The sequence below is a fragment of the Pseudomonas sp. genome, from assembly GCF_048265905.1.
In the GTDB taxonomy this organism is placed as follows: Bacteria; Pseudomonadota; Gammaproteobacteria; order Pseudomonadales; family Pseudomonadaceae; genus Aquipseudomonas.
The window spans coordinates 203,672-228,594 of the sequence record NZ_JBLXAP010000004.1 but is presented as its reverse complement, the minus strand read 5'-3'; the positions used below and the strand labels follow the sequence as shown (position 1 = coordinate 228,594).

17 protein-coding genes are annotated in these 24,923 nt (G+C 55.0%); 4 read left to right on the top strand and 13 right to left on the bottom strand.

The annotated features are described in order from the left end of the window. Nucleotides 1-136: 136 nt before the first annotated feature. On the top strand, nt 137-1,033 hold the full coding sequence (locus ACN0UH_RS08400; protein WP_417661622.1) for an acyltransferase: 897 nt from the start codon (nt 137-139) through the stop codon (nt 1,031-1,033). A gap of 73 nt (nt 1,034-1,106) precedes the next feature. On the opposite strand, the gene fdhA is transcribed toward ACN0UH_RS08400, so the two are convergent. The 7 genes from fdhA to glyA all read right to left on the bottom strand — a co-directional run bounded on the left by fdhA (nt 1,107) and on the right by glyA (nt 9,951). Then, nucleotides 1,107-2,306 carry a formaldehyde dehydrogenase, glutathione-independent gene (gene fdhA / locus ACN0UH_RS08395; RefSeq protein ID WP_087515357.1) on the bottom strand — a complete coding sequence of 400 codons (1,200 nt, stop codon included), beginning with the start codon at nt 2,304-2,306 and terminating at the stop codon, nt 1,107-1,109. A gap of 175 nt (nt 2,307-2,481) precedes the next feature. Next, on the bottom strand, nt 2,482-3,339 hold the full coding sequence (purU, locus tag ACN0UH_RS08390; protein ID WP_417661621.1) for a formyltetrahydrofolate deformylase: 858 nt from the start codon (nt 3,337-3,339) through the stop codon (nt 2,482-2,484). 80 nt (nt 3,340-3,419) lie between these two features. After that, on the bottom strand, nt 3,420-4,049 hold the full coding sequence (locus ACN0UH_RS08385) for a sarcosine oxidase subunit gamma (protein ID WP_417661620.1): 630 nt from the start codon (nt 4,047-4,049) through the stop codon (nt 3,420-3,422). Beyond that, nucleotides 4,042-7,059: a sarcosine oxidase subunit alpha gene (locus tag ACN0UH_RS08380; RefSeq protein WP_417661619.1), complete on the bottom strand. Its 3,018-nt coding sequence runs from the start codon at nt 7,057-7,059 to the stop codon at nt 4,042-4,044. The genes ACN0UH_RS08385 and ACN0UH_RS08380 overlap by 8 nt, the downstream gene beginning before the upstream one ends. Continuing rightward, nucleotides 7,056-7,382 (bottom strand): sarcosine oxidase subunit delta, encoded by a 327-nt coding sequence (locus ACN0UH_RS08375; protein WP_417661618.1) that lies wholly within the window; start codon nt 7,380-7,382, stop codon nt 7,056-7,058. Before ACN0UH_RS08375 ends, ACN0UH_RS08380 begins: the two co-directional genes overlap by 4 nt. A 14-nt stretch (nt 7,383-7,396) precedes the next feature. Beyond that, nucleotides 7,397-8,647, bottom strand: coding sequence for a sarcosine oxidase subunit beta (locus tag ACN0UH_RS08370; RefSeq protein WP_417661617.1), 1,251 nt, complete (start codon nt 8,645-8,647; stop codon nt 7,397-7,399). 50 nt (nt 8,648-8,697) lie between these two features. Beyond that, on the bottom strand, nt 8,698-9,951 hold the full coding sequence (gene glyA, locus ACN0UH_RS08365) for a serine hydroxymethyltransferase (protein ID WP_417661616.1): 1,254 nt from the start codon (nt 9,949-9,951) through the stop codon (nt 8,698-8,700). Between the two features lie 528 nt (nt 9,952-10,479). Here glyA and ACN0UH_RS08360 point away from each other — a divergent pair. Further along, complete coding sequence (locus ACN0UH_RS08360) at nt 10,480-11,337, top strand: DMT family transporter (protein ID WP_417661615.1); 858 nt, start codon at nt 10,480-10,482, stop codon at nt 11,335-11,337. A 123-nt stretch (nt 11,338-11,460) separates the two neighbouring features. Beyond that, nucleotides 11,461-12,504: a low specificity L-threonine aldolase gene (locus ACN0UH_RS08355; RefSeq protein ID WP_417661614.1), complete on the top strand. Its 1,044-nt coding sequence runs from the start codon at nt 11,461-11,463 to the stop codon at nt 12,502-12,504. A gap of 329 nt (nt 12,505-12,833) precedes the next feature. Here ACN0UH_RS08355 and ACN0UH_RS08350 read toward each other — a convergent pair whose 3' ends face one another. From ACN0UH_RS08350 to gbcB, 6 genes are all read right to left on the bottom strand, one after another. Beyond that, on the bottom strand, nt 12,834-13,895 hold the full coding sequence (locus ACN0UH_RS08350; protein ID WP_417661613.1) for a hypothetical protein: 1,062 nt from the start codon (nt 13,893-13,895) through the stop codon (nt 12,834-12,836). Nucleotides 13,896-13,948: 53 nt separating this feature from the next. Then, on the bottom strand, nt 13,949-14,581 hold the full coding sequence (locus tag ACN0UH_RS08345; RefSeq protein WP_417661690.1) for a hypothetical protein: 633 nt from the start codon (nt 14,579-14,581) through the stop codon (nt 13,949-13,951). A 545-nt stretch (nt 14,582-15,126) separates the two neighbouring features. Next, nucleotides 15,127-18,426: a hypothetical protein gene (locus tag ACN0UH_RS08340; protein WP_417661612.1), complete on the bottom strand. Its 3,300-nt coding sequence runs from the start codon at nt 18,424-18,426 to the stop codon at nt 15,127-15,129. Beyond that, a complete protein-coding gene (locus ACN0UH_RS08335; protein WP_417661611.1) occupies nt 18,423-20,501 on the bottom strand; it encodes a type VI secretion system tip protein VgrG in 2,079 nt (692 codons plus the stop codon). The genes ACN0UH_RS08340 and ACN0UH_RS08335 overlap by 4 nt, the downstream gene beginning before the upstream one ends. Before the next feature lie 76 nt (nt 20,502-20,577). Then, nucleotides 20,578-21,093, bottom strand: coding sequence for an Hcp family type VI secretion system effector (locus ACN0UH_RS08330; RefSeq protein ID WP_087515713.1), 516 nt, complete (start codon nt 21,091-21,093; stop codon nt 20,578-20,580). 442 nt (nt 21,094-21,535) lie between these two features. After that, complete coding sequence (gene gbcB / locus ACN0UH_RS08325; protein WP_417661610.1) at nt 21,536-22,639, bottom strand: glycine-betaine demethylase subunit GbcB; 1,104 nt, start codon at nt 22,637-22,639, stop codon at nt 21,536-21,538. Between the two features lie 363 nt (nt 22,640-23,002). Between gbcB and gbcA the strand changes: the two genes are divergently transcribed. Further along, nucleotides 23,003-24,295: a glycine-betaine demethylase subunit GbcA gene (gbcA, locus tag ACN0UH_RS08320; RefSeq protein ID WP_417661609.1), complete on the top strand. Its 1,293-nt coding sequence runs from the start codon at nt 23,003-23,005 to the stop codon at nt 24,293-24,295. Nucleotides 24,296-24,923 lie beyond the last annotated feature (628 nt).

The window sequence follows — 24,923 nt, the reverse complement described above, 5'->3', positions numbered from 1 at the left end:
GCATCTGACTATGATGGCCGTTAGAGGTTCTACTCAATTGGTGGGACCTGATGTCGCACGATATGTCGCACTATTGCTTGGACTACACCAGCGTCAACCCTATGATATGGGCGACTGTGAATATCAAGGAGCTGCCATGCGCCGCTTGCTCACTGGCCTGAGCGTTACCCTGCTGTTGCTGCTTAACACCCTGATTTTGATCGGCCCGCTGCTATTGATTGCCTTGGGCAAATTTATCCTGCCTGGCAAATCGCTTAAGGCGAGTTGTTCGCGTGGGGTGATGTGGGTTGCCGAAACCTGGGCTGAAATCAACAAGTTGATCTTCGCCAGCCTGCTGCCGACCGTTTGGGATATTCGCGGCAATGCCCAGTTGCACAAAAGCACCTCTTACTTGGTCATCAGCAACCACCAGTCTTGGGTCGATATTCCGGCATTGGTGCAAGCGTTTAATCGCAAAACCCCGTATTTCAAGTTCTTCCTCAAGCAACAGCTGATTTGGGTACCTTTTCTTGGGCTGGCGTTTTGGGCGCTGGACTACCCCTTTATGCGCCGCTACTCCAAGGCATATCTGGCTAAGCATCCGGAGCGTCGCGGCGAAGACCTGGAAATCACCAAGCGTGCCTGTGAAAAATTTAAAGACCTTCCGGTGACAGTAGTCAATTACCTTGAGGGGACACGTTGCACCCCGGCCAAACAAGTGCAGCAACAATCCCCCTATCGCAATCTGCTAAAACCCAAAGCCGGTGGCGTGGCATTCGTTTTAGCCGCGTTAGGCGAAAAACTCGATGCGGTGCTGGATGTCACAGTGGTTTACCCAAGTGAACAGATTCCGGGCTTCTGGACCTTGATCAGCGGTCAGGTGCCGAAGGTCATCATCGATATTCAAACCCTGGAACTCGACCCTGCATTGCATCAAGGCGATTACCAGAATGATGAGCAGTTTCGCCGGTTGGTGCAGGCTTGGGTAACGAATATGTGGCAGCGCAAAGATGAACGAATTGCGCAGATTCGCTGCGAGCTGCAACAGAGCTAAATACCAGCCCCAGAAGCTAAAAAGCTCGCCGTTGATTTGAACGGCGAGCTTGGGTCAAGCAACTGCTGAGCGACTAGCCAGCGCTAAACGAGCGGTGTGGATCGATGACGAATTTCTTCGGCACACCCGCATCGAACTCACCATAGCCTTGCGGCGCCTGGTCGAGGGTAATCACCTGTACGCCCACCACTTCAGCAATATTGATGCGATCCCACATGATTGCCTGCATCAACTGGCGGTTGTACTTCATTACCGGCGTTTGCCCGGTATGGAAGCTGTGCGATTTAGCCCAGCCCAAACCAAAGCGAATGCTCAGGCTACCAATCTTCGCTGCAGCGTCCACCGCGCCCGGATCTTCAGTCACATACAAGCCGGGGATACCAATCTTACCGGCCACCCGCACCACGCCCATCAGTGAATTGAGCACCGTGGCGGGCGCTTCATGTTGCGCACCGGCATGACCGTGGCCGCGCGCCTCGAAACCGACCGCATCGACTGCACAATCGACTTCCGGCTCGCCGAGCAGATCAGCGATTTGCTCGTGCAGCGGCGTGTCTTTCGACAGGTCGGCAATCTCAAAACCCTGGGCCTTGGCATGTGCCAAACGCACCGGATTCACATCGCCGACAATCACTACCGCAGCGCCCAACAGCCGCGCAGATGCCGCCGCAGCCAAGCCCACGGGGCCAGCACCAGCAACATACACAGTGCTGCCTGGGCCGACGCCCGCAGTCACGGCGCCGTGATAACCGGTCGGCAAAATGTCTGAAAGACAGGTCAGATCGCGAATTTTCTCCATCGCCTTATCGCGGTCAGGCAATTTCAGCAGGTTGAAATCAGCGTAAGGCACCAGCACATAATCAGCCTGGCCACCGGTCCAGTCACCCATGTCGACATAGCCATAAGCGCCACCGGCACGCGCCGGGTTGACGGTCAGGCAAACGCCGGTGTGTTGCTCTTTACAACTGCGGCAGCGGCCGCAAGCAACGTTGAACGGCACCGAAACCAGATCACCGATCTTCAAGTGCTCAACATCACGACCTTTCTCGATAACTTCACCGGTAATCTCATGGCCCAGCACCAGGCCAACTTGCGCAGTCGTGCGGCCACGTACCATGTGCTGGTCGGAGCCGCAAATATTGGTGGAAATGACTTTGAGGATGACGCCGTGCTCGATCTTCTTGCCGCGCGGATCCTGCATTTTCGGATAGTCGATATTTTGCACCTCGACCTTGCCAGCACCGAGATACACCACACCACGATTATCAGACATCGTTTGCTCTCCTTCTTGTTGTCGAAACAAAAGCGCAGCCAACGGCCACGCGGCTTTGCACTGGAGCATTTGCAGCGGCTGAAGCATTCACAAAGAGTCTGAGTTAATCGCTAAACCAGAAACTCTTAAGGCAGTGTGAAACAACTGTTTCAGCTTGGAGAAAAGGCAGGCTGTGCTAGAGCACAACCGTGCGATTAGCGTTTAAAAAGACCCGGCGCTCGAGGTGATAGCCAATTGCTTTGGCCAGCGTCAGACACTCGATATCTCGGCCTTTGGCAATTAAGTCTTCGGGGTAATGAGTGTGATCAACCGACTCAACGCCCTGGGCAATAATCGGCCCTTCATCGAGATCGTTGTTGATGTAATGCGCGGTTGCACCGACCAGCTTCACACCCTTTTGGTAGGCTTGGTGATAGGGTTTTGCGCCTTTGAAACCGGGCAGTAATGAGTGGTGAATATTGATCGCCCAGCCATCCAGCTTGCGGCACAGTTCTGGCGACAGCACTTGCATATAGCGAGCGAGCACGACTAACTCGGCACCGGTATCTTCGATGACTTGTAACACTTTGCGCTCTTGCGTCGGTTTGTCGTTAGGGTCGAGAGCGAAGTGGTAATAGGGTATGTCGTGCCAGCGAGCCAGCGGTTCCAAATCTGGGTGATTGGATATCACCGCGACCACATCCATCGGCAAATGCCCAATGCGCTGGCGATAGAGCAGGTCGTTCAAGCAGTGATCTGACTTGGAAACCATCAACACTACCTTGGCCCGATAGCCCGGAGGTGTCAGCTCGGTTTGCATCTCGAACACGGCGCTGCGCTGATCCAACTCCTCACGAAAAGCCTGCTCGTCGAAGCCCTCTGGCTGACGAAACTCAATGCGAATAAAAAACCGCGACGACAGCCGATCATCAAACGAATGATGCTCGGTGACATAGCAGCGCTGCTCGAACAAGAACCGTGTCAGCGCATCAACCGTGCCCAGTACGCTCGGGCATTGTGCTGTCAAAATCCAGGTATCCGGGGTACGGCTCATTGCAATCTCCCTGCAATCACAAGCGACGCCTGCGCAGCACTACCCGAAGGCAGCGCCGCGCAGGTCATCGACAAACATGGCTACTCAGTGATGTTCAACCCGAACTCGGCGCTCGCATCCTGCAACCAAAGCCAGAAGTAGTCTGAAAAACTACGGCGGACAACCAATTCCCAGGTTTCTTCGCCCGTGCGCCGAATCACCAATTGCGCCTTGGCAAAATGGGTTGCCACCGCCTTGCCGACCGGGAAGTTGCTCGGGTGCACGTCGTAGGAGGTCGATTTCATCAACACCTCACGCACCTTGTTGCCGCTCAGTTCCAGCAGCGTTTGCCCGCCACTGACATTAACCACCGAGATATGCTGACCGGCCAATGCTTCGCGCAGCTTTTGCTCAACGGCGAACTCTTCGCCACTGGGCACGATCAGCAGCCACTCGTCAGGCGACATCCATTGCAGCGAGGTGCCGCCGTTGCTCGTCAGGGTCAGCGCGACCGGTAACTCCAAACCCAATACGCTGTGCACACCACCGGCAAAAACCGGATCCTTGGCATCGCCGCGCAGGGTCAAATGACCCAACAGCTTCTTCTCGCACAGATTCACACCGGCGTTTTTTGCACCCTTGCCAACCAGCTCATGCAGACTGGCATGAAACAGTGGCGACTCGGCTTGAGCCGCATCTGGACGCTGCTTGTAGACATTGACGTTAGACATTCTGGCGATCCCCTTTCGGGTCATAAAACACGGAGCTGACGATTTCGGCTTCAATCACGCTGCCATCCACCAACGGCGCAAACACCCGTTCACCGATGCGCTGTAGGCCACCCTTGACCACCGCCATCGCAAACGAATAACCCAAGGCGGCGCTCTTGTAGCTTGAGGTAACGTGCCCGACCATGGTCATCGGTATCGACTGGTTCGGGTCGAACACCAACTGCGCACCTTCCGGCAGCACCTGATCAGGGTTCAGCGGTTTCAGGCCTACCAACTGCTTGCGTTGCTCACGCACACAATCTTCACGGTTCATGCCGCGCCAGCCAATCCAGGAGAAAGGCTTGGTTCGCCCGACACACCAGCCCATATTGAGATCGTCTGGCGTGACCGAACCATCGGTGTCCTGGCCGACGATGATGAACCCCTTCTCGGCGCGCAGCACATGCATGGTTTCTGTGCCGTAAGGCGTCAAGCCATGCTTCTTGCCTGCTTCAATGATCTTCTGCCACACGCCCATGGCGTAGTCGGCCTGCACGTTGACTTCGTAGCTCAGCTCGCCAGTGAAGGAAATCCGGAATACCCGCGCCGGTACACCACCGACTTCACCTTCTTTCCAGGTCATGAAGGGGAACGCTTCTTTATCGAGGTCGATATCCGTCACCTCTGCCAACAGCTTGCGGCTGTTCGGGCCAGAAAGCGTCATGGTCGCCCAATGGTCAGTGACCGAGGTGAAATACACTTTCAACTCTGGCCACTCAGTCTGATGATAAATTTCCAGCCAGTCCAACACGCGTGCAGCGCCGCCGGTGGTGGTGGTCATCAGGAAATGATTGTCCGCCAGGCAAGCCGTCACACCATCATCGAACACCATGCCGTCTTCTTTGCACATCAGACCATAACGCGCCTTGCCGACATCCAACTTGGTCCAGGCGTTGGTGTAGACACGGTTGAGAAACTCACGCGCATCCGGGCCCTGAATATCAATTTTGCCCAACGTCGAAGCATCCAGAATACCGACCGCATTACGCACGGCCAGACACTCGCGCGCGACCGCAGCGTGAAGATCCTCGCCGTTCTTCGGGAAGTACCAAGGACGCTTCCACTGGCCAACATCTTCAAACTCTGCGCCGTTGGCGACGTGCCAGGCGTGCATGGCGGTATAGCGATTAGGCTCGAACAGCGCGCCACAGTGACGCCCAGCCACCGCACCGAAGGTAACCGGCGTGTAGTTCGGACGAAACATGGTGGTGCCCATTTGCTCGATGCTGATCCCCAGCGAACGCGCAGCAATGGCCAGTCCATTAATATTTCCGAGTTTGCCTTGGTCAGTACCAAAACCCAGCGCGGTGTAGCGTTTAACGTGCTCGACTGACTCAAAACCTTCACGGGTTGCCAGTTCAATACCGGCAGCGGTGACGTCATTCTGGAAATCGACAAACTGCTTCGGCGCACGTGCGGTTGGCTTGTCATGCGGCACTTGGAACAGGGCAACGCTGGCTTCTTCTTTGCGTGCATCAGCGCTTGGCAGGGTGCCGACAATCGCTTTAAAGCCAGATTCAGAAGCTGCCAAAGCGCCCGCTTCAAAACCGTCGGCCAAAGTATCACCCAAACCAAACACACCTTTTACCGCACCGGCGCAAACGCGTTTCTGCAAGCCTTCGCCCGGCACAAATGCCAGCAGGTCTTCTTGCCAGGTTGGCCGCCCGCCCAGATGTGAAGCAAGGTGCACCACCGGGCTGTAGCCACCGGAGCTGACAATCAGGTCGCAATCGAGCACTTCGCCAGGGCTGGTGACCTTGAATGAAGCCACATCAACCGCACAGATTCGCGCTGCATTAACGCGCTTGCTGCCACGGGCCTCAACCACCGCGCTGCCAGTCAGAATTCGTACGCCACGCGCCCGGGCTTCTTCAACCCAAGCGCCGCGTGGATTGGTCCGCACATCGGCAACGGCCACCACCTGTTGACCGGCATCAAGCCAGTCAAGCGCTACGCGGTAGGCATAATCGTTGTTGGTTGACAGCACCAGCTTGCGCCCCGGCAACACCGCATAACGACGAACATAGGTCGAGACCGCGCCAGCGAGCATATTGCCCGGCACATCATTATTGGCATAAACCAGTGGCCGCTCGTGCGCACCGGTTGCCAGCACCACACGCTTGGCTCGCACCCGGTGCATGCGCTGACGCACGCTGCCCATTGGCGCCAACTCACCCAGATGATCAGTCATGCGCTGGTGAATGGTCAGGAAGTTGTGGTCGTGGTAACCGTTGACGGTGGAGCGCGGCAACAAGGTTACTTCGGCCATGCTCTGCAGTTCAGCCATGGCTTTAGCCACCCATTCAGCGGCTGGCTTGCCGTCGAGTTGTTCACGGGTGTCGAGCAGGCTGCCACCAAACTCTTCCTGCTCATCGGCCAGAATCACACGCGCACCGCTGCGCCCAGCAGCCAATGCAGCAGCCAGACCCGCTGGGCCTGCGCCAACGACCAGCACATCACAATGCTGGTTGAGATAATCGTAGCTGTCTGGGTCAACCTCTGTCGGCGCGCGTCCAAGACCTGCGGCCTTACGGATGTATTTCTCGTAAGTCAGCCACAGGTTTTGCGGGTACATAAAGGTTTTGTAGTAGAAGCCGGGCGGCATCATCTTGCCGCCGACTTTACCGAGAATCCCCATCATGTCGGTGTTAACGCTCGGCCAGCCGTTGGTGCTGTTGGCAACCAAGCCTGCATACAAGGCCTGCTGTGTGGCGCGCACGTTAGGAATTTGCGCCGCTTCGGTCGAGCCGATTTGCAGAACGGCGTTTGGCTCTTCACTGCCGGCAGCGACAATCCCGCGAGGCCGCGAGTATTTAAAGCTGCGCCCGACGATATCAACACCGTTGGCCAGCAGCGCTGCCGCCAACGAGTCGCCAGCAAACCCCTGATAGGACTCGCCGTTGAAACTGAAACTGAGCGGCTGGCTGCGGTCAACCCGGCCACCACTTGCAAGACGATTGATCTGGCTCATGCCGTGACTCCTTCAGCGCTGACTTTTGCCGCTGCAACACTGGCCTCGGTAACACTCGGCTTCTCACCGATCTTGTAGGTTTCAAGAATTTCGTAAGTCACGGTATGACGCGTGGCATTAAAAAACTTCCGGCAACCGGCTGAATGCACCCACAACTCATGATGGATACCGCGTGGATTGTCGCGGAAAAAAATGTAGTCGCCCCATTCCACATCGCTGCACGCGCCTGGATCTTCGGGACGAACGATATGGGCCTGACCGTGCGCGTGAAACTCTTCTTCAGAGCGCATCTCGCCGCAATGAGGGCAATAAATATTGAGCATGTCTTGAGCCCCTGTTAGTGAGCCACGGCAGCAGCGCCGTGCTCGTCGATCAATGCGCCGGTATGGAAACGGTCCATCGCAAACGGTTTAGCCAGCGAGTGCATTTCCCCCTTGGCCAGGCTCGCTGCAAACACATGGCCAGAGCCAGGCGTCGCCTTAAAACCGCCGGTGCCCCAACCGCAGTTGAAGAACAAATTAGGCACCGGTGTTTTTGAAATAATCGGGCAAGCGTCCGGGCTGGTGTCGACGATGCCGCCCCACTGGCGGTTCATGCGCACCCGCGACAGCACCGGGAACATCTCAACAATGGCTTGCAGAGTGTGCTCAATGGTTGGGTAAGAACCGCGCTGACCGTAGCCATTCCAGCCGTCGATACCGGCTCCGATCACCAAGTCGCCTTTGTCCGACTGGCTGATGTAACCATGCACAGCGTTGGACATGATCACGCTGTCGATCACCGGTTTGATCGGTTCAGAGACCAATGCCTGTAACGGGTGTGATTCCAACGGCAGACGGAAACCGGCGAGCTTGGCCATGTGTCCGGAGTTACCTGCGGTCACCACGCCAACACGCTTACCGCCAATAAAGCCGCGATTAGTTTCAACACCAATCACCACGCCGTTTTCTTTGCGGAAGCCGGTAACTTCAGTCTGTTGTAGCAGGTCAACGCCCAAGGCATCGGCAGCACGCGCATAACCCCAGGCGACGGCGTCGTGACGCGCCACGCCGCCGCGACGCTGTACAGTCGAACCCATGATTGGGTAACGGGTGTTTTTGCTGCAATCAAGGTACGGAATTTCTTCAGCCACCTGACGCGCATCGAGCAGCTCACCATCGACCCCGTTGAGGCGGTTGGCGCTGACACGGCGCTCAGAGTCGCGCATGTCTTGCAGGGTGTGGCACAGGTTGTAGACCCCGCGCTGCGAGAACATGACGTTGTAGTTAAGGTCTTGCGACAACCCTTCCCACAACTTCATCGCATGCTCATAGAGCTGCGCCGACTCATCCCACAAGTAGTTGGAGCGCACAATGGTGGTGTTACGTGCGGTATTACCGCCGCCCAGCCAGCCCTTCTCGACCACTGCGACGTTTTTCACACCGAACTCTTTGGCGAGGTAATACGCGGTTGCCAAACCATGACCGCCACCGCCGACGATGATCACATCGTAGACGGGTTTTGGCGTCGGGTTGCGCCACATGCGCTGCCAGTTTTCATGATGACTGAAGGCATGTTTGAACAGGCCAAAGCCAGAATATCGTTGCATGTGATGCTCCTAAATTTGAACCCGCTATGACGCAGCCGCTCGCTATCTCATCAACGGTAAACGGGGTAATCCGCACAAAGACCGGCAGCCAGCTTCGCAACTTGCGCCTCAACATCAGCGTCGCCGAGATGATCGAGGATGTCGCAAATCCAGCCCGCCAACTCAACACACTGCGCTTCTTTGAAGCCGCGCGTGGTTACCGCTGGCGTGCCGATACGCAGGCCCGAAGTCACGAATGGTGATTGCGGGTCGTTAGGCACAGCGTTTTTATTGACCGTGATACCGGCACGGCCCAAGGCGGCGTCGGCGTCTTTGCCGGTGATGCCTTGCTTGATCAGGCTGACCAAGAACAAGTGGTTATCGGTGCCGCCGGAGACCACATCAAAACCACGCTCGATAAACACCTGAGCCATGGCTTGAGCGTTTTTGATGACCTGCGCCTGATACGCCACAAAGCTCGGCTCCAGCGCTTCCTTGAAGCACACCGCTTTACCGGCGATAACGTGCATCAGCGGCCCGCCTTGAGCGCCGGGGAAAACTGCAGCGTTGAGCTTCTTCTCGATCTCTTCGTTGCTTTTAGCCAGAATCAAACCACCACGCGGTCCACGCAGCGTTTTGTGGGTAGTGGTCGTAACCACATCGGCAAAGGGCAGCGGATTCGGGTACAAACCTGCCGCAACCAAACCGGCAACGTGAGCCATATCAACAAACAGATAGGCACCCACCTTGTCGGCTATCTCACGAAAGCGTGGAAAATCGAGGGTTTTCGAGTAGGCCGAGAACCCGGCAACAATCATCTTGGGCTTGTGCTCAAGGGCAAGACGTTCGATTTCGTCATAATCGATCAAGCCGGTGCGGGTATCGATACCGTACTGAACAGCGTTGTACAGCTTGCCGGACGAGCTGACTTTGGCGCCGTGGGTCAGATGCCCACCATGCGCCAGGCTCATGCCGAGAATGGTGTCGCCAGCCTGCAGCAATGCCAGATACACCGCCGAATTGGCTGAAGAACCAGAGTGGGGCTGCACGTTGGCGTAATCAGCGCCAAACAATTGCTTGGCGCGATCAATCGCCAATTGCTCAACCTTATCGACAAATTCACAGCCGCCGTAATAGCGCTTTCCCGGATAGCCTTCAGCGTACTTATTGGTCAGTCCGCTGCCCTGGGCTTCCATCACCCGCTGGCTGGTGTAGTTCTCCGAGGCGATCAGTTCAATGTGGTCTTCCTGACGCTGCTCCTCTTCATTTATGGCACTGAGCAAGGCGTCGTCGTAACCCTGAATTTGGTCATCTTTGCTGAACATCGCTGATCTCCTGCGGCACATTTTGTTAGGCACGGTGTGTTGCCGTTTGCAGCGATGGTATGACTCGGCTCAGGCGGCCAGATGCCTATGTACGTCATGAGGAAATTCGTTTACGACATGCCGATGTCGCAAATCAGTAACTGCGCGTTGCCAGCATGACCATGCGTCCGAAAAGATCACCGGCTCACGCTGCCCCGTCGGAAAAACCCGTGCTATAGTCGCTGCACAGCGGTTTATGACCCTCGGGTAATACCCCGCTGCCTTTCAATCAAAATGGCTGAAGCACTGATGACTTTCGCGCATGCATTTACTCAAGTTTCCACGGTTATCCTGACCGCTGAGTTCGCGCGAGCGCTGCCTTTCGCCATCGCACCACCACCTGTCGCAACAAGCCCTAGCGGCGTTTGCCCGCCTCCGGCGCCATAAAAGCTCGCCTAACACCGACACTTTTTCTGGCCTCAACCTGACACGCGCTAGCTGTTAATCAGCCGTGCCCGGGGCCTATGGTTTTACGACAGGAACAACTCAATGAAACCTAGTCACGCACTTGGGGCTTACGCCACCACCACCCTATTTGTGCTGCTCTGGAGCAGCGGTGCTATTTTCGCCAAATGGGGGCTTGAGCACTCATCGGCATTCGCCTTTCTACTGCTGCGCTTTGCCCTCGCGCTTGGCGCATTATTGGCGATAGGTATTTATCGCAAACGCCTGCTGCCGGACAGTGGCACGCGTAAACACGTTGCCGCGACCGGCTTATTGATGATTGGCAGCTACTCAGTCTGCTACTTATTGGCGCTGGATAACGGCATCACCCCCGGCGTATTGGCCACCTTGCTGGGAGTGCAACCAATCCTGACGCTTCTGGTCTTGGAGCGACGTTTTCCGGCAAGCCGTTTGCTCGGGCTGGGACTGGCACTGACCGGCTTGGTTCTGGTGGTGCTGCAAAGCCTGCTCAAAGCTGACTTTTCCTTCGCCGGTATTGCCTTTGCCCTTGGCGCATTGCTTTGCGTCACCAGCGGCGCCATTCTGCAAAAAAGCATCCAGCAAGAACCTGCCCAAGTGCTGCCGCTGCAGTATGCGATCAGCCTGTTGTTGTGCTTGGCGGTAGCGCCCACGCAGCCCTTTCACTTTGAGCAATCAATCAGCTTTTTGATTCCCCTGCTGTGGCTGGGCTTGGTTATTTCGGTGGTCGCACAGCTGCTGTTGTATCGATTAATCGGGGCTGGGAATCTGGTCAACGTCACCAGTCTGTTCTATCTGGTTCCGGTGGTCACAGCCATCATGGATTACCTGTTTCTCGGTAATCTGTTATCGCACCTAAGCCTGCTCGGAATGCTGGCTATTCTGCTAGGGCTGATGTTGGTGTTTCGCAACCCTAAAATCTGATCTAGACAAGTGGGAGGGCAAGCAACTTGAAGCTTGCCCTCCCACGTTCAACCTCGCGTAAAATGCGTCAATACCCGCCTGCCCTCACGAGGGGCATTCAGGCACCGGCCAGAAGGACCCAAGATGACCGATCAAACGCAACAGTTCGCCAGCGACAACTATTCCGGTATTTGCCCTGAAGCATGGGCCGCCATGGCTGAAGCCAACCACGGCCACGACCGGGCTTATGGCGATGACCAATGGACCGCCCGCGCGGCCGATCACTTTCGTAAGCTGTTTGAAACTGACTGCGAAGTATTCTTTGCCTTTAACGGGACTGCCGCTAACTCACTGGCATTGGCGGCGCTGTGCCAGAGCTACCACAGCGTGATTTGCTCCGAGACCGCCCACGTCGAAACCGACGAGTGTGGTGCGCCGGAGTTCTTCTCCAATGGCTCGAAGCTGTTGGTCGCGAGCAGCGAAAGCGGCAAAATGACTCCGCAATCGATTCGCGAGGTCGCGCTCAAGCGTCAGGACATTCACTACCCAAAACCCCGTGTCGTAACCCTGACCCAAGCCACAGAAGTCGGCACCGTCTATACCCCGGAAGAAATCCGCGCCATCAGCGATACCTGCCACGAACTCGGTCTGAACCTGCACATGGACGGCGCCCGCTTCTCCAACGCCTGCGCATTTCTCGGCTGCACACCCGCAGAACTGACCTGGAAAGCTGGTGTTGACGTGCTGTGTTTTGGTGGCACCAAGAATGGCATGGCTGTCGGTGAAGCGATTCTGTTCTTCAACAAAGACCTGGCTGAAGACTTCGACTACCGCTGCAAACAGGCTGGCCAGTTGGCGTCCAAGATGCGCTACCTGTCCGCGCCATGGGTCGGTATTTTGCAAAACGGTGCCTGGCTGCATTACGCACAACATGCCAATAGCTGCGCTCGCCTGCTCGCTGAACTGGTCAGCGACGTGCCCGGCGTCAGCCTGATGTTCCCGGTACAGGCCAACGGCGTATTCCTGCAGATGTCAGAACCGGCTCTGGAAACCCTGCGCAACAAAGGCTGGCGCTTCTACACCTTTATCGGTGCTGGCGGCGCACGCTTCATGTGCTCGTGGGATACCGATAAAGAACGGGTGCGCGAGCTGGCCGCTGATATCCGCTCGGCCATGGGTGCAGACTGATCGAGAGTAGAATTTGAATAAATAACCTCAACTGGAGTAACTGTTCCAGTTGGGGTTGTTTTTCTGTTTATTGTGGATACAAAGCAATTGCGAGGTGCTTGTAAGGCTTGGACGACTTACTCATTGAGCCAACCTTGATCATCATCGCCAGCACTTGAAAGTTACAATACTTAAAAAAACAGGAGACAGACCACGTTATATTCTAAACCCAGCGAATTAATCGTGGCCTATCACTTATTTAATACTATTTAAAAACTCAATATCTTTGATAGATCATACAAGCTGAGCGACTCACTGCCCAGAGACAATTAAAGCATCTTTTAGCTTGATCAGTCGGCATACTCAACATGCTGCGCCATTAAGTTTGGGCGACTCAATGTGTCGATACCGAAGATACGACCTGACATTTCTTTAAGCTGAACATCGAAAGTTTCATCGTCCATGTCGATCCAGTAACGCGCTGGGCGATTAATCTGCTTGTCGTGCTCAGCACTTACCGGGTCTTTATGCCTAGACTCTTCAAAGCAGGGCAGCTCAGGCAAAGGACGGGTGATATCCATATAGTTCTGCAAAAAATCCCAGAGCGCAAAAGCTAGATTCGGCGTGCGATCAGCCGCAACTAGCGAGGCAAAGTTAATGGTGATATCGCGATAACGGTGAGCCATATACAGAAAGTTCATCGGCAAACCCTGGCGATCTGGCGAGGTACGCAAATAGGCATCGAACTCGTAGAACGGTGCCGTAAGTTCACCAATAGTGCCGTTCTTTTTATATTCACCGTTATTATCATAGTCAAACACGGTAACCAATCCCGTTCGCCGATTAAACTCCCAAATTGGGCCTCGTGAAGGCTTGAACCATAACCTTGGGAATTTATTGAGAACTAACCAGCCTATAGCCCAGCACAGTAGAGGAATCCCTACAAACATAGCAAAGAACGGAATTGCTTTAACAAACACTTCTAACCATGACTCCTTTAGTGCGTAGAGAGCCATCAAATATGTAAAAAAAGAAATAACCAGTGAAAAATAAAATAGAAACCGCCCCGCCCCCCAGAGATACAACCAAAAATGCGACCGTTTGGATAAAACAGCATAGCGAAAACGTTCATAATCAAAGGTGTTATGCAGATCTACGCCTTCAAAAGGCTTTGGTTTATAGGTACCCAGTTTTTTTTCTTCTTCACGCTCTTTGAACACCTCCTCCCAGTAACGCATATTCTCTGGCGAGTCATCTTGCAAAAAGCGTTCTGGAGCTAGATCTTGGGTACGCCCCCAAGGCAAGCGAGTCACACCGAGCTTGCGCAGCCAAGAGCGCTCGATTGAGGCAGGCTGATCAGGAATATTGCTTGGGTTATAAGCCGTGCTGGCGTAATAGACGTTATCGGTCATTGTGTAAAAGCATCCAAGGCTTTCCAGGGTGGGGAACTCCTTCGCTTACTAATTCAGCTTGGATGGGCATTATCGAAATCATTGCCTCTGGGCGTAGCCTTAATGCCTTTGACCTCTTGGCTGCGGTAGTAGCTTTCGATGCTTAGACCGGGGTCGATTTTTGTCTGGAGGGTGCAAGTTTGCTGTTGCCAAGGATAGTTGGCCAGTTGCTCCTTCAGCTTCCGGGGTGCAGAGCTGCGCTGCCAACTCTCAAGCGTACGGTCGCGCCAGTAGCGTTCAGGGCGCTTTGTGGCAGCGTCGTGGGCCGCCGTAACAGGGTCGAGGTGACGGCTCTGTTCCAGCACGGGCAGATCGGGTAGAGGTTGCTCGATATCCATATAGCGCTGCAAAGTGTCCCAAAAAGCGTAGATATTGGCTTTGTCGAGACCGAGACTATGCATTTTCATGCCCAAGCAGACCTTGGCATCGGTATAGCGGTGATGCAACCAGAGCACATAGTCATGCCCGCCATGAGGCGTTACCTGCAGTTGCATAACCGGGTCGAACTCGTAAAAAGGCGCAACAAAGGGTGAGCGCAAGCGCCTGCCAATACGCACCATCCCATCTCGCCGATTAAAGCCGCTGCCGTCGTGTGTGTAGATCAGGGAATAAAGGCCGATCAGTAAGTCGACGCCAATGACTGCCATAAAAAACAGAATTGCACCGAACCAGAAAGCGGTTTGTTCACCCCAATATCCCCAGAGTGTGCCTTGATCCCAAGCAATGGCTCCAGCAGTAATTACGCCAAGCACTCCGCCCAAGATATAAGCTAGCCAAGGGCGCGACGTGCTATAGATTATGAAACTGGCGATCATTATGAGAACGCTTAAAGCTGGAACCAAAAGATCACTATCAAAAAAATCTGCAAACTTAAGTGTCCATGGTAAGGAAAAAAAAAGCACAGACATTAGCTTTGATAAAAATAGAAAGTGCAATAACTTGCCACTATTCTCGAAGTTCCAACGTTCCGCATCGCAATAAATCTGATGTTTACGTTTTTCCTTGGTTTGTCGTTCATAGGCCAGATGGGCTTCACCCATAAGCTGACCCTCAACTTCAGAGACCGAGTCCAGATTGGCATACCCCCCCCATTTCAAGGCTGTATCAAACAGCCCTTGTTTGTCACGCGCAGGTGGCGGCAGAGCGGGCAATGCGCTGCCACGATAAGCAGCGGGGCCGTAGGGTTCTGTAGTCATACCTTGAATTCTACCGTTTCGATTTGCCAATATGGTGCTGCGTCAGCCCGGGCATTTAGCGCGGGGGGTTGAGCAAAGACTGGCTGATAAGGTTGCCAGATTTTCGGGCTGGGTTGTGGCAGCACCAGTTGGTCGGATTGATCGTCGTCCTTGGCGAGGCGGAACTGACCGAAAACCTTAAGACGTTGAGTGACCTGCTGAGCATGACGTTGCAGCGGGGTCAGTGTCACCACGGGGAACTGTTTTGGCAAGATGTAGAGCACAGAGCCGTCATCAAGCGGATGCGCTGCGAGCTTGGCCTCACCGATTGAACGACGCTCGGTTCGCTCCGCATTGAAGGCCCCCGAAAAAGGTAATACACCCAATTCCTCTCTGGCGTAGAACTGAAAATTCTGCGCATCAAACATGCCCAGTAGCGGCGAGTGAATACGTATCGCCCAGTCGTCACGCTCAAAAGGTTGGGCTGAAGCGCGGCGACACTCCAGCGCGGAATTTAGCGGAGCACGTTGTTGATTAATGCTGCCAATTCCCGCCCGCACAGTTGGCGGCACTTGATCCAGCCACTCGCCCAAGCGGCTGACCTGAATCATGGGCCTGCCGAGAATACCAAGCAGTTGCTGGTAGGCCACATGCGGATCGCTTAGATGGGCAAAGCGCTGGTCGTCACCGAGCAGGCTATCGAGTAGACCGGTCTGGCCATGGTCATTGCCAAACGGCCCGTTCTTCATCAGCGCCTCAACGTCGCTGTCGACCAGCCAACCGGCAAGGATACTGCCGCCGATAAACAGCACCGCCCCGGCCACCAGCACCAACGGATTGATGCACATACCCAAGGCAGATGCTGCCCAGGCCGCACCGCCCGCCGCCGCCACGCCATAGGCTAGGGCGGCATCGTGGTCGCCCTGATACCAAGCTCGCTTGGCGTCCCAGACAGTAATCGCCGTAGTAAGAAGCATGGCTCCGCCCGATAGAGCGCGCAATATTGGCAGGCGAGAACTGCCTGTTTGTTCCAGCAGGTTTGTGGCCCAGCGGGTTGATAGACGAGAAACATCAAGACGCGGTTTATTCAACAGAGTGACTAGTTGGTGTTCACCACCGAGAATAAATTTAGACAAATTGCCCGAGGCAACCGCAAGATCAAAAAATGCTGACGCAACTCCGAAGCTATAGCGCGCCCCACCATCCCCCGCTTCGCTTTTCAAGGCCGTCATCTCAGCCTGCGCACTTAAGTTGTACATGGCGCAGGCCACCGCAACCAGTGGCAGAGCGGGTGATCGTGCGACAGCATCTAGTTTGCTGGCGACTGAATGCTTCCAGGCACTGTACTTGAGCACCTCCGGGTGGTCGGCAGGTGCGGCAATCAGCACGCCACGCCCTTGATTAGGCAGACCTTGGCCCACCTGGCGCGGACTGGTGGAGCCTACAATCCGCCCCTGAGGGTTGGTGACGTTCACATACAAATAGTTCTTGCGCGTGATGGTCGCACGCTCCGCGGCAGTTAAGCCATTTCGCAACCCCTCGCCTTGAACGCCCAGAATCCGCAGGTTCGACGCCTGAGCCTGTGACTCGGTAACCAGTTGTACGCCACGCCAACTAGGCGAAAGTTTTTCGAGTACGCCGAGAGTCGGTGCGAATAAACGCGGGAACTCGATGACCACCGTTATGTTGGCATTGTTTAGGCGCTGCACCTGAGCCAACACAGCCATGGAAAAGGTGTCCATAAAGTCGCCGATGAGAGCGTGCAGGTTCTTATAAACCAGACCTTTGTCCGTATCTTGCGGGTCGATGTCGGCTACATGGAGCAGGCTACTCATGCCCATGCGCTGCGGATCAGGTTCGCGCGTTTGCTCAGCCAAAGCGACAAGGCGCTGGACAGTTTCAGGCAGCGCACCGTCAGCTTGTGCCAGAAACGGTTGACTGATCGGATGATGGCCAACCAGAAGCCGCTCACTCAGTTGCGCGATACGGGTTGTCAGCGAGTTGCGGGGGCTGACCACAGACAAGACATCAATGTGCTCGGGTAGTTTGCCCAGCGTGGTGAATATTTCACTGAATAACTGATAAGGCTCCAACAGGCGTTCGTCGCGGGTGTATTGCCAATCCCATAACGCTGCTGTCAGCGGTACATCCGATAAAGCACTAACAAGGTGTTCAAGCTGAGACGAAAGAAAATTGCGTGCGAGCTTGCGCTCACCTTCAAATACGGCATCGTCAAGCTGCTCGAGGTTCAAGTGCTCTTTGAACTCGGCCAACGGGCTGTTCGAGCTTTGTATCACTGAGCTGTATAGAGCATGAGCATATTGCCCATTGGGGCGATGCGATATCAGTGCATTAAGGGTAAGTAAGTAAGACTCCGCAAGCCGGGCTTGAGCGGCGGCATGCCGAAGTGCAAATAGCGGGTCGTCGAGCATCAGTCCGACCAGCCTCGGGTGTGCCCGCATACCTTGCTCGGCAAGAATATCCGTACCGGCCTCAAGTGTAGGAAGTGGCTGTGGCGCAGAGCTCTGTGTTGATACCGCCAGTTCTTCCAACCGCATCTGCATACGGCTCGCCATTTCGTCCGTAGGGATTGCACTTAGAGATGGCGTGAAACGCGATGGATCGCCCAATAGGCTCTCAATACTGAAATCACGGGCTCTAAAACCTTCTGCCTGAGCACTGATTAGCACGGCAGGCATCGCTTGTGTGGCTCGCCATTGCTCTGTGCCAACGACTGCGGCCGCCCAAGCAAAAGCTACAACCTGTGCTCGGCACTTAACACGATTTTGATCCTCCTCCAGCCATTGGATATATTCCCATGTCCACGGCTTTTCACTGTACGCCATGAGGTAATTGTTGGCGACGGACTGCCCTTGTATGAGTATGGGAATAAGCAGGATTTGCTGTTGCTTGCCTACTGGTTGGCGGTCATCTGCAAAGGCCCCACTTTCAGCCTGCTTACGCCAATGCGCTACGTCGATATCAGCCAAGTTGCCTTTACCGTCACAAACGGCCTCCCTCCAAAGCTTTCCGTTCTGAAAAACATAGATACGGCCAGGCCTAGGCAACGCAGGTTTGGGGGCCTCATCAACTTTGTTATGTCCGGGGAGCCGAGCCAGCGGCATGATAGCCAGAAGTGTGTTCTGTTGAATATTCTCTTCTTCTTCGTGGCTGCGCATATCGACGGCGATAGGCAGAGACAGCTCGGCTCCATCTTCGCGTTCAATGCTCAGAGCAAGTCGCTTTCTCTGCTCGTTTTCGTATTGGGTACGTTTGCGAACACCTTGTTCAATGGCCAGATCCTGCAACTCACTCATGCCCCTTCCTCCGGATCAAGCAATTTAACTTGTCCGCCCTGTGCCGGGTCGCCCCATACATCAACGATCAATTGTGCTGGACCTTTTTCGCTACCACCAACCACGTTAACGTTAGCCGGTAATGGTTTTTTCCCTGCGACGGCACTATCAGCAAGCTTGGGAGGATTTGGCAGCAACGGCGCTGCGCCACTGCCTTTGCCGGGGCTGCCGCCGCTGTTGGATTTGATGCTTGGGCCGACGAGGGTGACGCCGCTGGCGTCGAATTTGATAAAGCTGCCGGAGGCTTTGAAGGTCAGTTCGCTGCCGGCTTCGAGTACAACCTTGAGGCCGCTGGACAGGTGGATTTCGTTACCGGCCTTGATGAATTGGCTGGTACCGATTTTGATGTGCTGGTTTTGGCCAACAGTGATGTGGTCGCTGGCTTTGACATCGGTCTTGCGATCCGCGCGGGTGGTGCGGTGTTCTTCGGCTTTGAATTCGCTGTAGTTGTTAGCCACGACCGTGTCGTTGCGTTCGTTGCCGATGCGGATCTTCTGGTCGTGCTCGACGTTTTCGTCCCAGTTTTTTTGCGCATGGACGAAGATTTGTTCTTCGCCTTTTTTGTCTTCGATGCGCAATTCATTGAAACCACCGCCGCCCGGTGAGCTGAGGCTCTTGAATACACTGCGGGTTTTGTTGGCGGGCAGTTCGTAAGGCACCGGGTTTTCTTTGTGATGCAAACAGCCGGTTACCAGCGGTTGATCCGGGTCACCTTCAAGGAAGCTGACCACCACTTCCATGCCAATGCGCGGAATGGCGATGGCGCCGTAGTTGTCACCGGCCCAGCTTGAGGAGACCCGTAACCAGCAGCTGCTTTTGTCTGTGCCGAAATCGGCACGGTCCCAAAAGAATTCAACCTTCACCCGACCGTATTGGTCGCAGTAGATTTCTTCACCCACCGGGCCGGTGACGACAGCGCTCTGGCTGCCGAGAATCCGTGGTTTGGGGTGCTGCAAGCTGGGCCGGAAAGGCACCGTCCAAGGCGTGGCTTTAAAGCGATTGCGATAGCCTTGCTGGAAGCCATCAGCAGCTTTGCTGTCGTTGGTAACAGATTCTTCCAGCACCTGCGGTTGCTTGCCCTCGTGCTGGATTTCAGTCAGCAGCCAAAGGTCGTTCCACGCTGCGCGCGGGTGATCGGTAAACGCCAGAAAGTGACCGCTGACCAGTAAGCTTTGATCACCCTCGCCTTCGGCTAATTGGTAATCGTGACGGTGACGCTCCAGCGCTCGCTGGCTGAGATGCTTGCCGTGCTCACGGTCAACAAAACGACCCGGATAGTCGTAGTCTTCCAGGTCGGGCTTGAACTCACTTTTGACGGCCGCTTCCAACGTCATGCGCGGCTTTTCAAAATCGTAATCGCGGCGCGTAACCCGACTGGTCCGGGTTTCCACGCGCACGCCAAAACGCTTGATCACCGGTTTGTCGGCAACCAAGCCACTGTCTTGTTGGTAAGCGGTGGGTTCCAGTTTTGGAAAGGGTGTCTGGTCATCGCCAAACACCAGCATGTGGCCTTGAGCGCTGTGCTGAAAGTGGTAGTGAATACCTTCTTCCTCGCACAAGCGCTGAACAAAGAGCAGGTCGGACTCGTCGTACTGCACGCAATACTCGCGCTCGGGGTAAATCGAGCTGAGTTGAAATTGGTAGGCATCGGCCTGTATGCCGTGCTCTTCAAGCACTTGGCTAATGATCTGAGCCACGCTCAGGTTCTGAAAGATGCGCTGATTAACCCGCTGCGACAGGTAATAAAGCTGGGGGCGCAAGCTGATGTGATAACGGGTCAGACGCTTGCCGGATTCGCCTTGGGCAATGCGGTAAATCTGGCCATGAATACCATTGCCAGCCTGGGATAGCGCGAGAAATGCGCTCTGATGCAGAAAGCTTTCGAGGTCGAGGTCCGGACGCTCACTGACCAGTTCTAACTCAAATTCGTAAGGCTGGCTGATCGCCTCGTGGCCGGTGAATTCGAGCACCTGTAAATCGTGGCTTAGGCCGTCAATATTCAGGCTGAAATGGGTCTGGTTAGCGGGGGCGAACATCCTTTGTTCCTCTATTCAGAAATAAGTTCGGCCAGTAAATCTGGCCGAACGTTTTGCACAATCGTTTAATCAGTGATTAAGCGATTGGAGTACGCCAGTCATCCGAACCCGAAGTGCCAGAGACTTCGTGAGTCCAAACGATTTTGCGGTAGGTGAAGTACACGTCTTCGAGGTGGGTGAAGTGAGCCATGTTTGGATCCTGGCAGTTCGGCATACGCGACTGCACATCAACGATCACAGCATCTTCAAGCTCGATGGTGAAGTAGTGCTCTTGAGTACCGGTCGAAGAGGTGCGGTACCACTCCAGACGACACTTGTTCAGACGCTCACCGGAAGTCAACGAGTTGAAAATCAGTGGCGAAGCCTTGTCGAAAACCTTGGTGATCATCAGCGGCTTGTGAACGCGCTGACCTGTCGGTTGGCCCGACTGTGGGTCACGTGGGATGATGACTTGGTGGTTGAAACCTTGAACCAGAATCTGGTCTTCATGACCTTCCTGGAAGATGTTGCCGACCGAGTCTTCGGTGAAAGTGCCGGCAGTAATTAAGCCTTGTTTTGTGCCTTCGAGGGACAGATACGCAGGTGTTGGCATGAAAGCTCTCCTTGCCTTGGGTCATGGATCGAAAAGATGATCCGGTAGCAAAGAGCAAACAACAAGTATGCCATTATTGAAAATATTATTTAAATACAATGACTTACGATTTATAAAGTTAATAAAACCAAGCATTACAGCTTAAAAATCGCAAAAGCTGCGCAGTTTCTTGCGCACCACTGTGCAACTTGTTGCGCAACCCTCTGCAGCCTTAGTCGCATGTTGGATGCGGAAGCTACAAGAAAGGTTTTACGGGAAAAGATGCGCAAAGAGTTGCGCAGTAGCGCTTTAAGCGCGGACGTCTGCATTTAGCAGCAAAACTTAGCAAAGCTGGGATACTTCTACACTTGTACATCTTGGCGGGGCAACCTCAGTGCTAAAGGTTGCCCCGCCAAGTAGATTGAGCTGCAGGTGGCTACGCCTGACGGTCTGGCAACCCGTTTTAGAACTCAATCGCCACATCGCCTTGCGGCACGCTGCAGCATGACAGGATATAGCCTTCGGCAACGTCTTCATCGGTGATGCCGCCGTTGTGCTCCATGTTCACCTCGCCGGAAGTCTTAAGCACTTTGCAGGTGCCGCAAATGCCCATGCCGCAAGCTTTGGGGATATGCAGGCCCAACTGCGCCGCCGCAGAGTGCACCGTTTCTCCCGGCGCCACGCGAATGCTCTTGCCGGTCAGGACGAACTCAACCTGGCGCAGATCGGTTGCCGGCACTTCGGCAGCATCGGCCGCCTCAGCAGCCAGCTCCTTAACCTCGGCCCGTACTTCAGGCGGAGTTGGGCCAAAGGCCTCTTCGTGATAGCGCTGCATGTCATAGCCATTGGCTTGCAACAGGCGCTTGACCGCCGCCATATAAGGCGTCGGTCCGCAGCAGAAGATTTCCCGATCAAGATAATCCGGGGCAATCAATTCCAGCATCGGCTGGTTGAGGTAGCCGCGATAACCGGCCCAGGCTTCGCCCAGCCCATGCTTTTCGCAGATTACGTGCAAGCTGAAGTTATTGATCCGCGCAGCCATGTGCTCCAGCTCGCGATGGTAAATGATGTCCTTGGGCGAACGTGCGCTGTGCACAAACACCATGTCGACATTGGCATTGGTGTCGTAAAACCAGCGCGCCATCGACATCACCGGGGTAATACCCACGCCGCCGCTCAGAAACAACACTTTGTCGGTCGGGAAATCGATGGCGTTGAAATTCCCCACAGGCCCGTGCACGGCCAGATCCTGACCTTCTTGCAGGTTGTCATGCAGCCAATTGGATACCTTGCCGCCCGGCACCCGCTTGATCGTGATCGAGAAGCTATAAGGCACCGATGGCGCGCTGGAGATGGTGTAGGAGCGCATGATCGGCACACCGTCAATTTCAAGCTCAAGGGTGACGAACTGCCCCGGCTTGAAGAAGAACAGCACCGGCTGATCAGCCATAAAGCAGAAGGTGCGCACATCCCAGGTTTCCTGAATAACCTTGACGCAGCGCACCAAATGCCGGCCGTTGCTCCAGGTCTGCGTGGTAACCGGGTTTAAAAAATCATTAGTGGTCATGCACGTGTCTCCGCGCGCGGCCGGTTATCGGCCTGGATGGGCGGATTGTGCTTAACGCGCTTTGTCGCCATTTACCTGTCAGCGACACTCACATACTTATCGCGACCTGCCCGATACCACGGGCGATAGCGCGTCGGAAACTGATTCGACCGTGTCGCCCATGGATATGGATCACAACGCGGGCCCAGCCACACTCGCCCTCAGCCGAAACACAAATACCCGCACCGACGCTCTGTGCTCAAACGCGCATTTTTGATTCAGCCAATCCGCCATTCGGCTGGCGAAAACAGACTAGTTGGTTCGCCTTGCGATTGCAGTTAAACCACTTTTACGGCGATAAAAACCGCCATTGAGGAGCTAATGATGGACGTCACTTCGACCCTGAGCCTGGGCGATCCACTTGAGCCGGCACGCAAGGCCACAGCCGAGATGCTGCACAGCCGTGAGCGAACCTTCTCTTTGCCGCAACCTTTTTACAACGACGAGCGGCTGTTCCAGATCGATATGCAGGAGATCTTCCATAAGGAATGGTTGATTGCAGGCATGACCTGCGAGATTCCAACCAAGGGCAATTACCTGACCCTGCAAATTGGTGACAACCCGATCATCGTGATTCGTGGTGCTGAAGGCGAGGTTCATGCCTTTCACAACGTCTGTCGCCATCGCGGCTCACGCTTATGCACCAGCGACAAAGGCAAAGTCGCCAAGCTGGTCTGCCACTATCACCAATGGACTTACGAACTCGACGGGCGGCTGATTTTCGCTGGCACTGAAATGGGCGCTGACTTCGACATGAAGCAGTACGGCCTCAAGCCGGTCAATTGCAAAACCGCAGGTGGCTACATCTTCATCTCGCTGGCTGAAAACCCGCCAGCGGTCGACGACTTTCTCGAAACCCTGGCCCACTACATGGAGCCCTACGACATGGAAAACACCAAGGTGGCGGCGCAAACCACCTTGGTCGAGAAGGCCAACTGGAAGCTGGTGTTAGAGAACAATCGCGAGTGCTATCACTGCAATGGTGCGCATCCGGAGTTGCTGAAAAGCTTGCTCGAGTGGGATGACGTCACCGATCCGCGCGCCGATCAGGCGTTCAAGGATCATGTGGCCGAGTCGGCCGCGAAATGGGAAGCCGAGAAAATCCCCTATGCCCACGCCAGCTTTGGCTTGCGCAACCGTATCGTGCGTATGCCGCTACTCAAGGGCACCGAGTCGATGACCATGGATGGCAAGCGTGGCTGCCAGAAGCTTATGGGCCGCATTCAAAACCCGGAACTTGGCTCCATGCGTATCTTGCACCTGCCCCATTCGTGGAATCACTGCATGGGTGATCACTTGATCGTATTCACGGTATGGCCGATTAGCGCGCAGGAAACCGTGGTCACCACCAAATGGTTGGTACACAAGGATGCGGTCGAAGGCGTTGATTACGACCCTGCCCGTCTCACCCAGGTCTGGGATGCAACCAACAATCAGGACCGTCGGTTGGCGGAAGAAAACCAGCGCGGCATCAACTCCAGCGCCTACCAACCCGGTCCCTATTCAAAAACCTACGAATTCGCTGTGGTTAACTTCATCGACTGGTACAGCGAGCGTCTGCTCAATAACCTGGGAGCGCAACCAATAGCCCAGTTGCGCCAAGTCGCGGCGGAGTAAGCCAAGCATGTCGTTAAGCTTGTTGGTGGTGATTGCGTTGTTGGTTTACGGACTAACAGCGCTGGTACCCAGCAACCCCAGCGACTAGGTAGGTGAAGCACGGTGGACAAGCTGCGCGTTGTCACACCCTACGTAGAGGGTTTCACCCTGTAGGGAGGACAGCGCTTTTCTGTCCGCCATTTGCAACACTGAACTTGCTGATATGACCATTTCTGGTGGACAAGCTGCGCGTTGTCGCACCCTACGCAGCGATTCCACTGTAGGGAGGACAGCGCTTTTCTGTCCGCCATTTGCAACACTGAACTTGCTGATATGACCATTTCTGATGGACAAGCTACGCGTTGTCACACCCCACGTAGACGGTTTCACCCTGTAGGGAGGACAGCGCTTTTCTGTCCGCCATTTGCAACACTGAACTTGCTGGCACGACCATTTCTGGTGGACAAGTTGCGCGTTGTCGCACCCTACGCAGCGATTCCACTGTAGGGCGGACAGCGCTTTTCTGTCCGCCATTTGCAACACTGAACTTGCTGACATGACCATTTCTGGTGGACAAGCTGCGCGTTGTCACACCCTACGTAGACGGTTTCACCCTGTAGGGAGGACAGCGCTTTTCTGTCCGCCATTT

What these genes read in the sequence shown, in the direction of transcription:
- ACN0UH_RS08360 (WP_417661615.1), top strand. Translation starts at nt 10,480, where the DNA reads ATGAAACCTAGTCACGCACTTGGGGCTTACGCCACCACCACCCTATTT.
- ACN0UH_RS08370 (WP_417661617.1), bottom strand. Translation starts at nt 8,647, where the DNA reads ATGCAACGATATTCTGGCTTTGGCCTGTTCAAACATGCCTTCAGTCAT.
- glyA (WP_417661616.1), bottom strand. Translation starts at nt 9,951, where the DNA reads ATGTTCAGCAAAGATGACCAAATTCAGGGTTACGACGACGCCTTGCTC.
- ACN0UH_RS08375 (WP_417661618.1), bottom strand. Translation starts at nt 7,382, where the DNA reads ATGCTCAATATTTATTGCCCTCATTGCGGCGAGATGCGCTCTGAAGAA.
- ACN0UH_RS08385 (WP_417661620.1), bottom strand. Translation starts at nt 4,049, where the DNA reads ATGTCTAACGTCAATGTCTACAAGCAGCGTCCAGATGCGGCTCAAGCC.
- ACN0UH_RS08340 (WP_417661612.1), bottom strand. Translation starts at nt 18,426, where the DNA reads ATGAGTGAGTTGCAGGATCTGGCCATTGAACAAGGTGTTCGCAAACGT.
- fdhA (WP_087515357.1), bottom strand. Translation starts at nt 2,306, where the DNA reads ATGTCTGATAATCGTGGTGTGGTGTATCTCGGTGCTGGCAAGGTCGAG.
- purU (WP_417661621.1), bottom strand. Translation starts at nt 3,339, where the DNA reads ATGAGCCGTACCCCGGATACCTGGATTTTGACAGCACAATGCCCGAGC.
- ACN0UH_RS08330 (WP_087515713.1), bottom strand. Translation starts at nt 21,093, where the DNA reads ATGCCAACACCTGCGTATCTGTCCCTCGAAGGCACAAAACAAGGCTTA.
- ACN0UH_RS08380 (WP_417661619.1), bottom strand. Translation starts at nt 7,059, where the DNA reads ATGAGCCAGATCAATCGTCTTGCAAGTGGTGGCCGGGTTGACCGCAGC.
- ACN0UH_RS08335 (WP_417661611.1), bottom strand. Translation starts at nt 20,501, where the DNA reads ATGTTCGCCCCCGCTAACCAGACCCATTTCAGCCTGAATATTGACGGC.
- ACN0UH_RS08350 (WP_417661613.1), bottom strand. Translation starts at nt 13,895, where the DNA reads ATGACCGATAACGTCTATTACGCCAGCACGGCTTATAACCCAAGCAAT.
- ACN0UH_RS08400 (WP_417661622.1), top strand. Translation starts at nt 137, where the DNA reads ATGCGCCGCTTGCTCACTGGCCTGAGCGTTACCCTGCTGTTGCTGCTT.
- ACN0UH_RS08355 (WP_417661614.1), top strand. Translation starts at nt 11,461, where the DNA reads ATGACCGATCAAACGCAACAGTTCGCCAGCGACAACTATTCCGGTATT.
- gbcA (WP_417661609.1), top strand. Translation starts at nt 23,003, where the DNA reads ATGGACGTCACTTCGACCCTGAGCCTGGGCGATCCACTTGAGCCGGCA.
- ACN0UH_RS08345 (WP_417661690.1), bottom strand. Translation starts at nt 14,581, where the DNA reads ATGGCAGTCATTGGCGTCGACTTACTGATCGGCCTTTATTCCCTGATC.
- gbcB (WP_417661610.1), bottom strand. Translation starts at nt 22,639, where the DNA reads ATGACCACTAATGATTTTTTAAACCCGGTTACCACGCAGACCTGGAGC.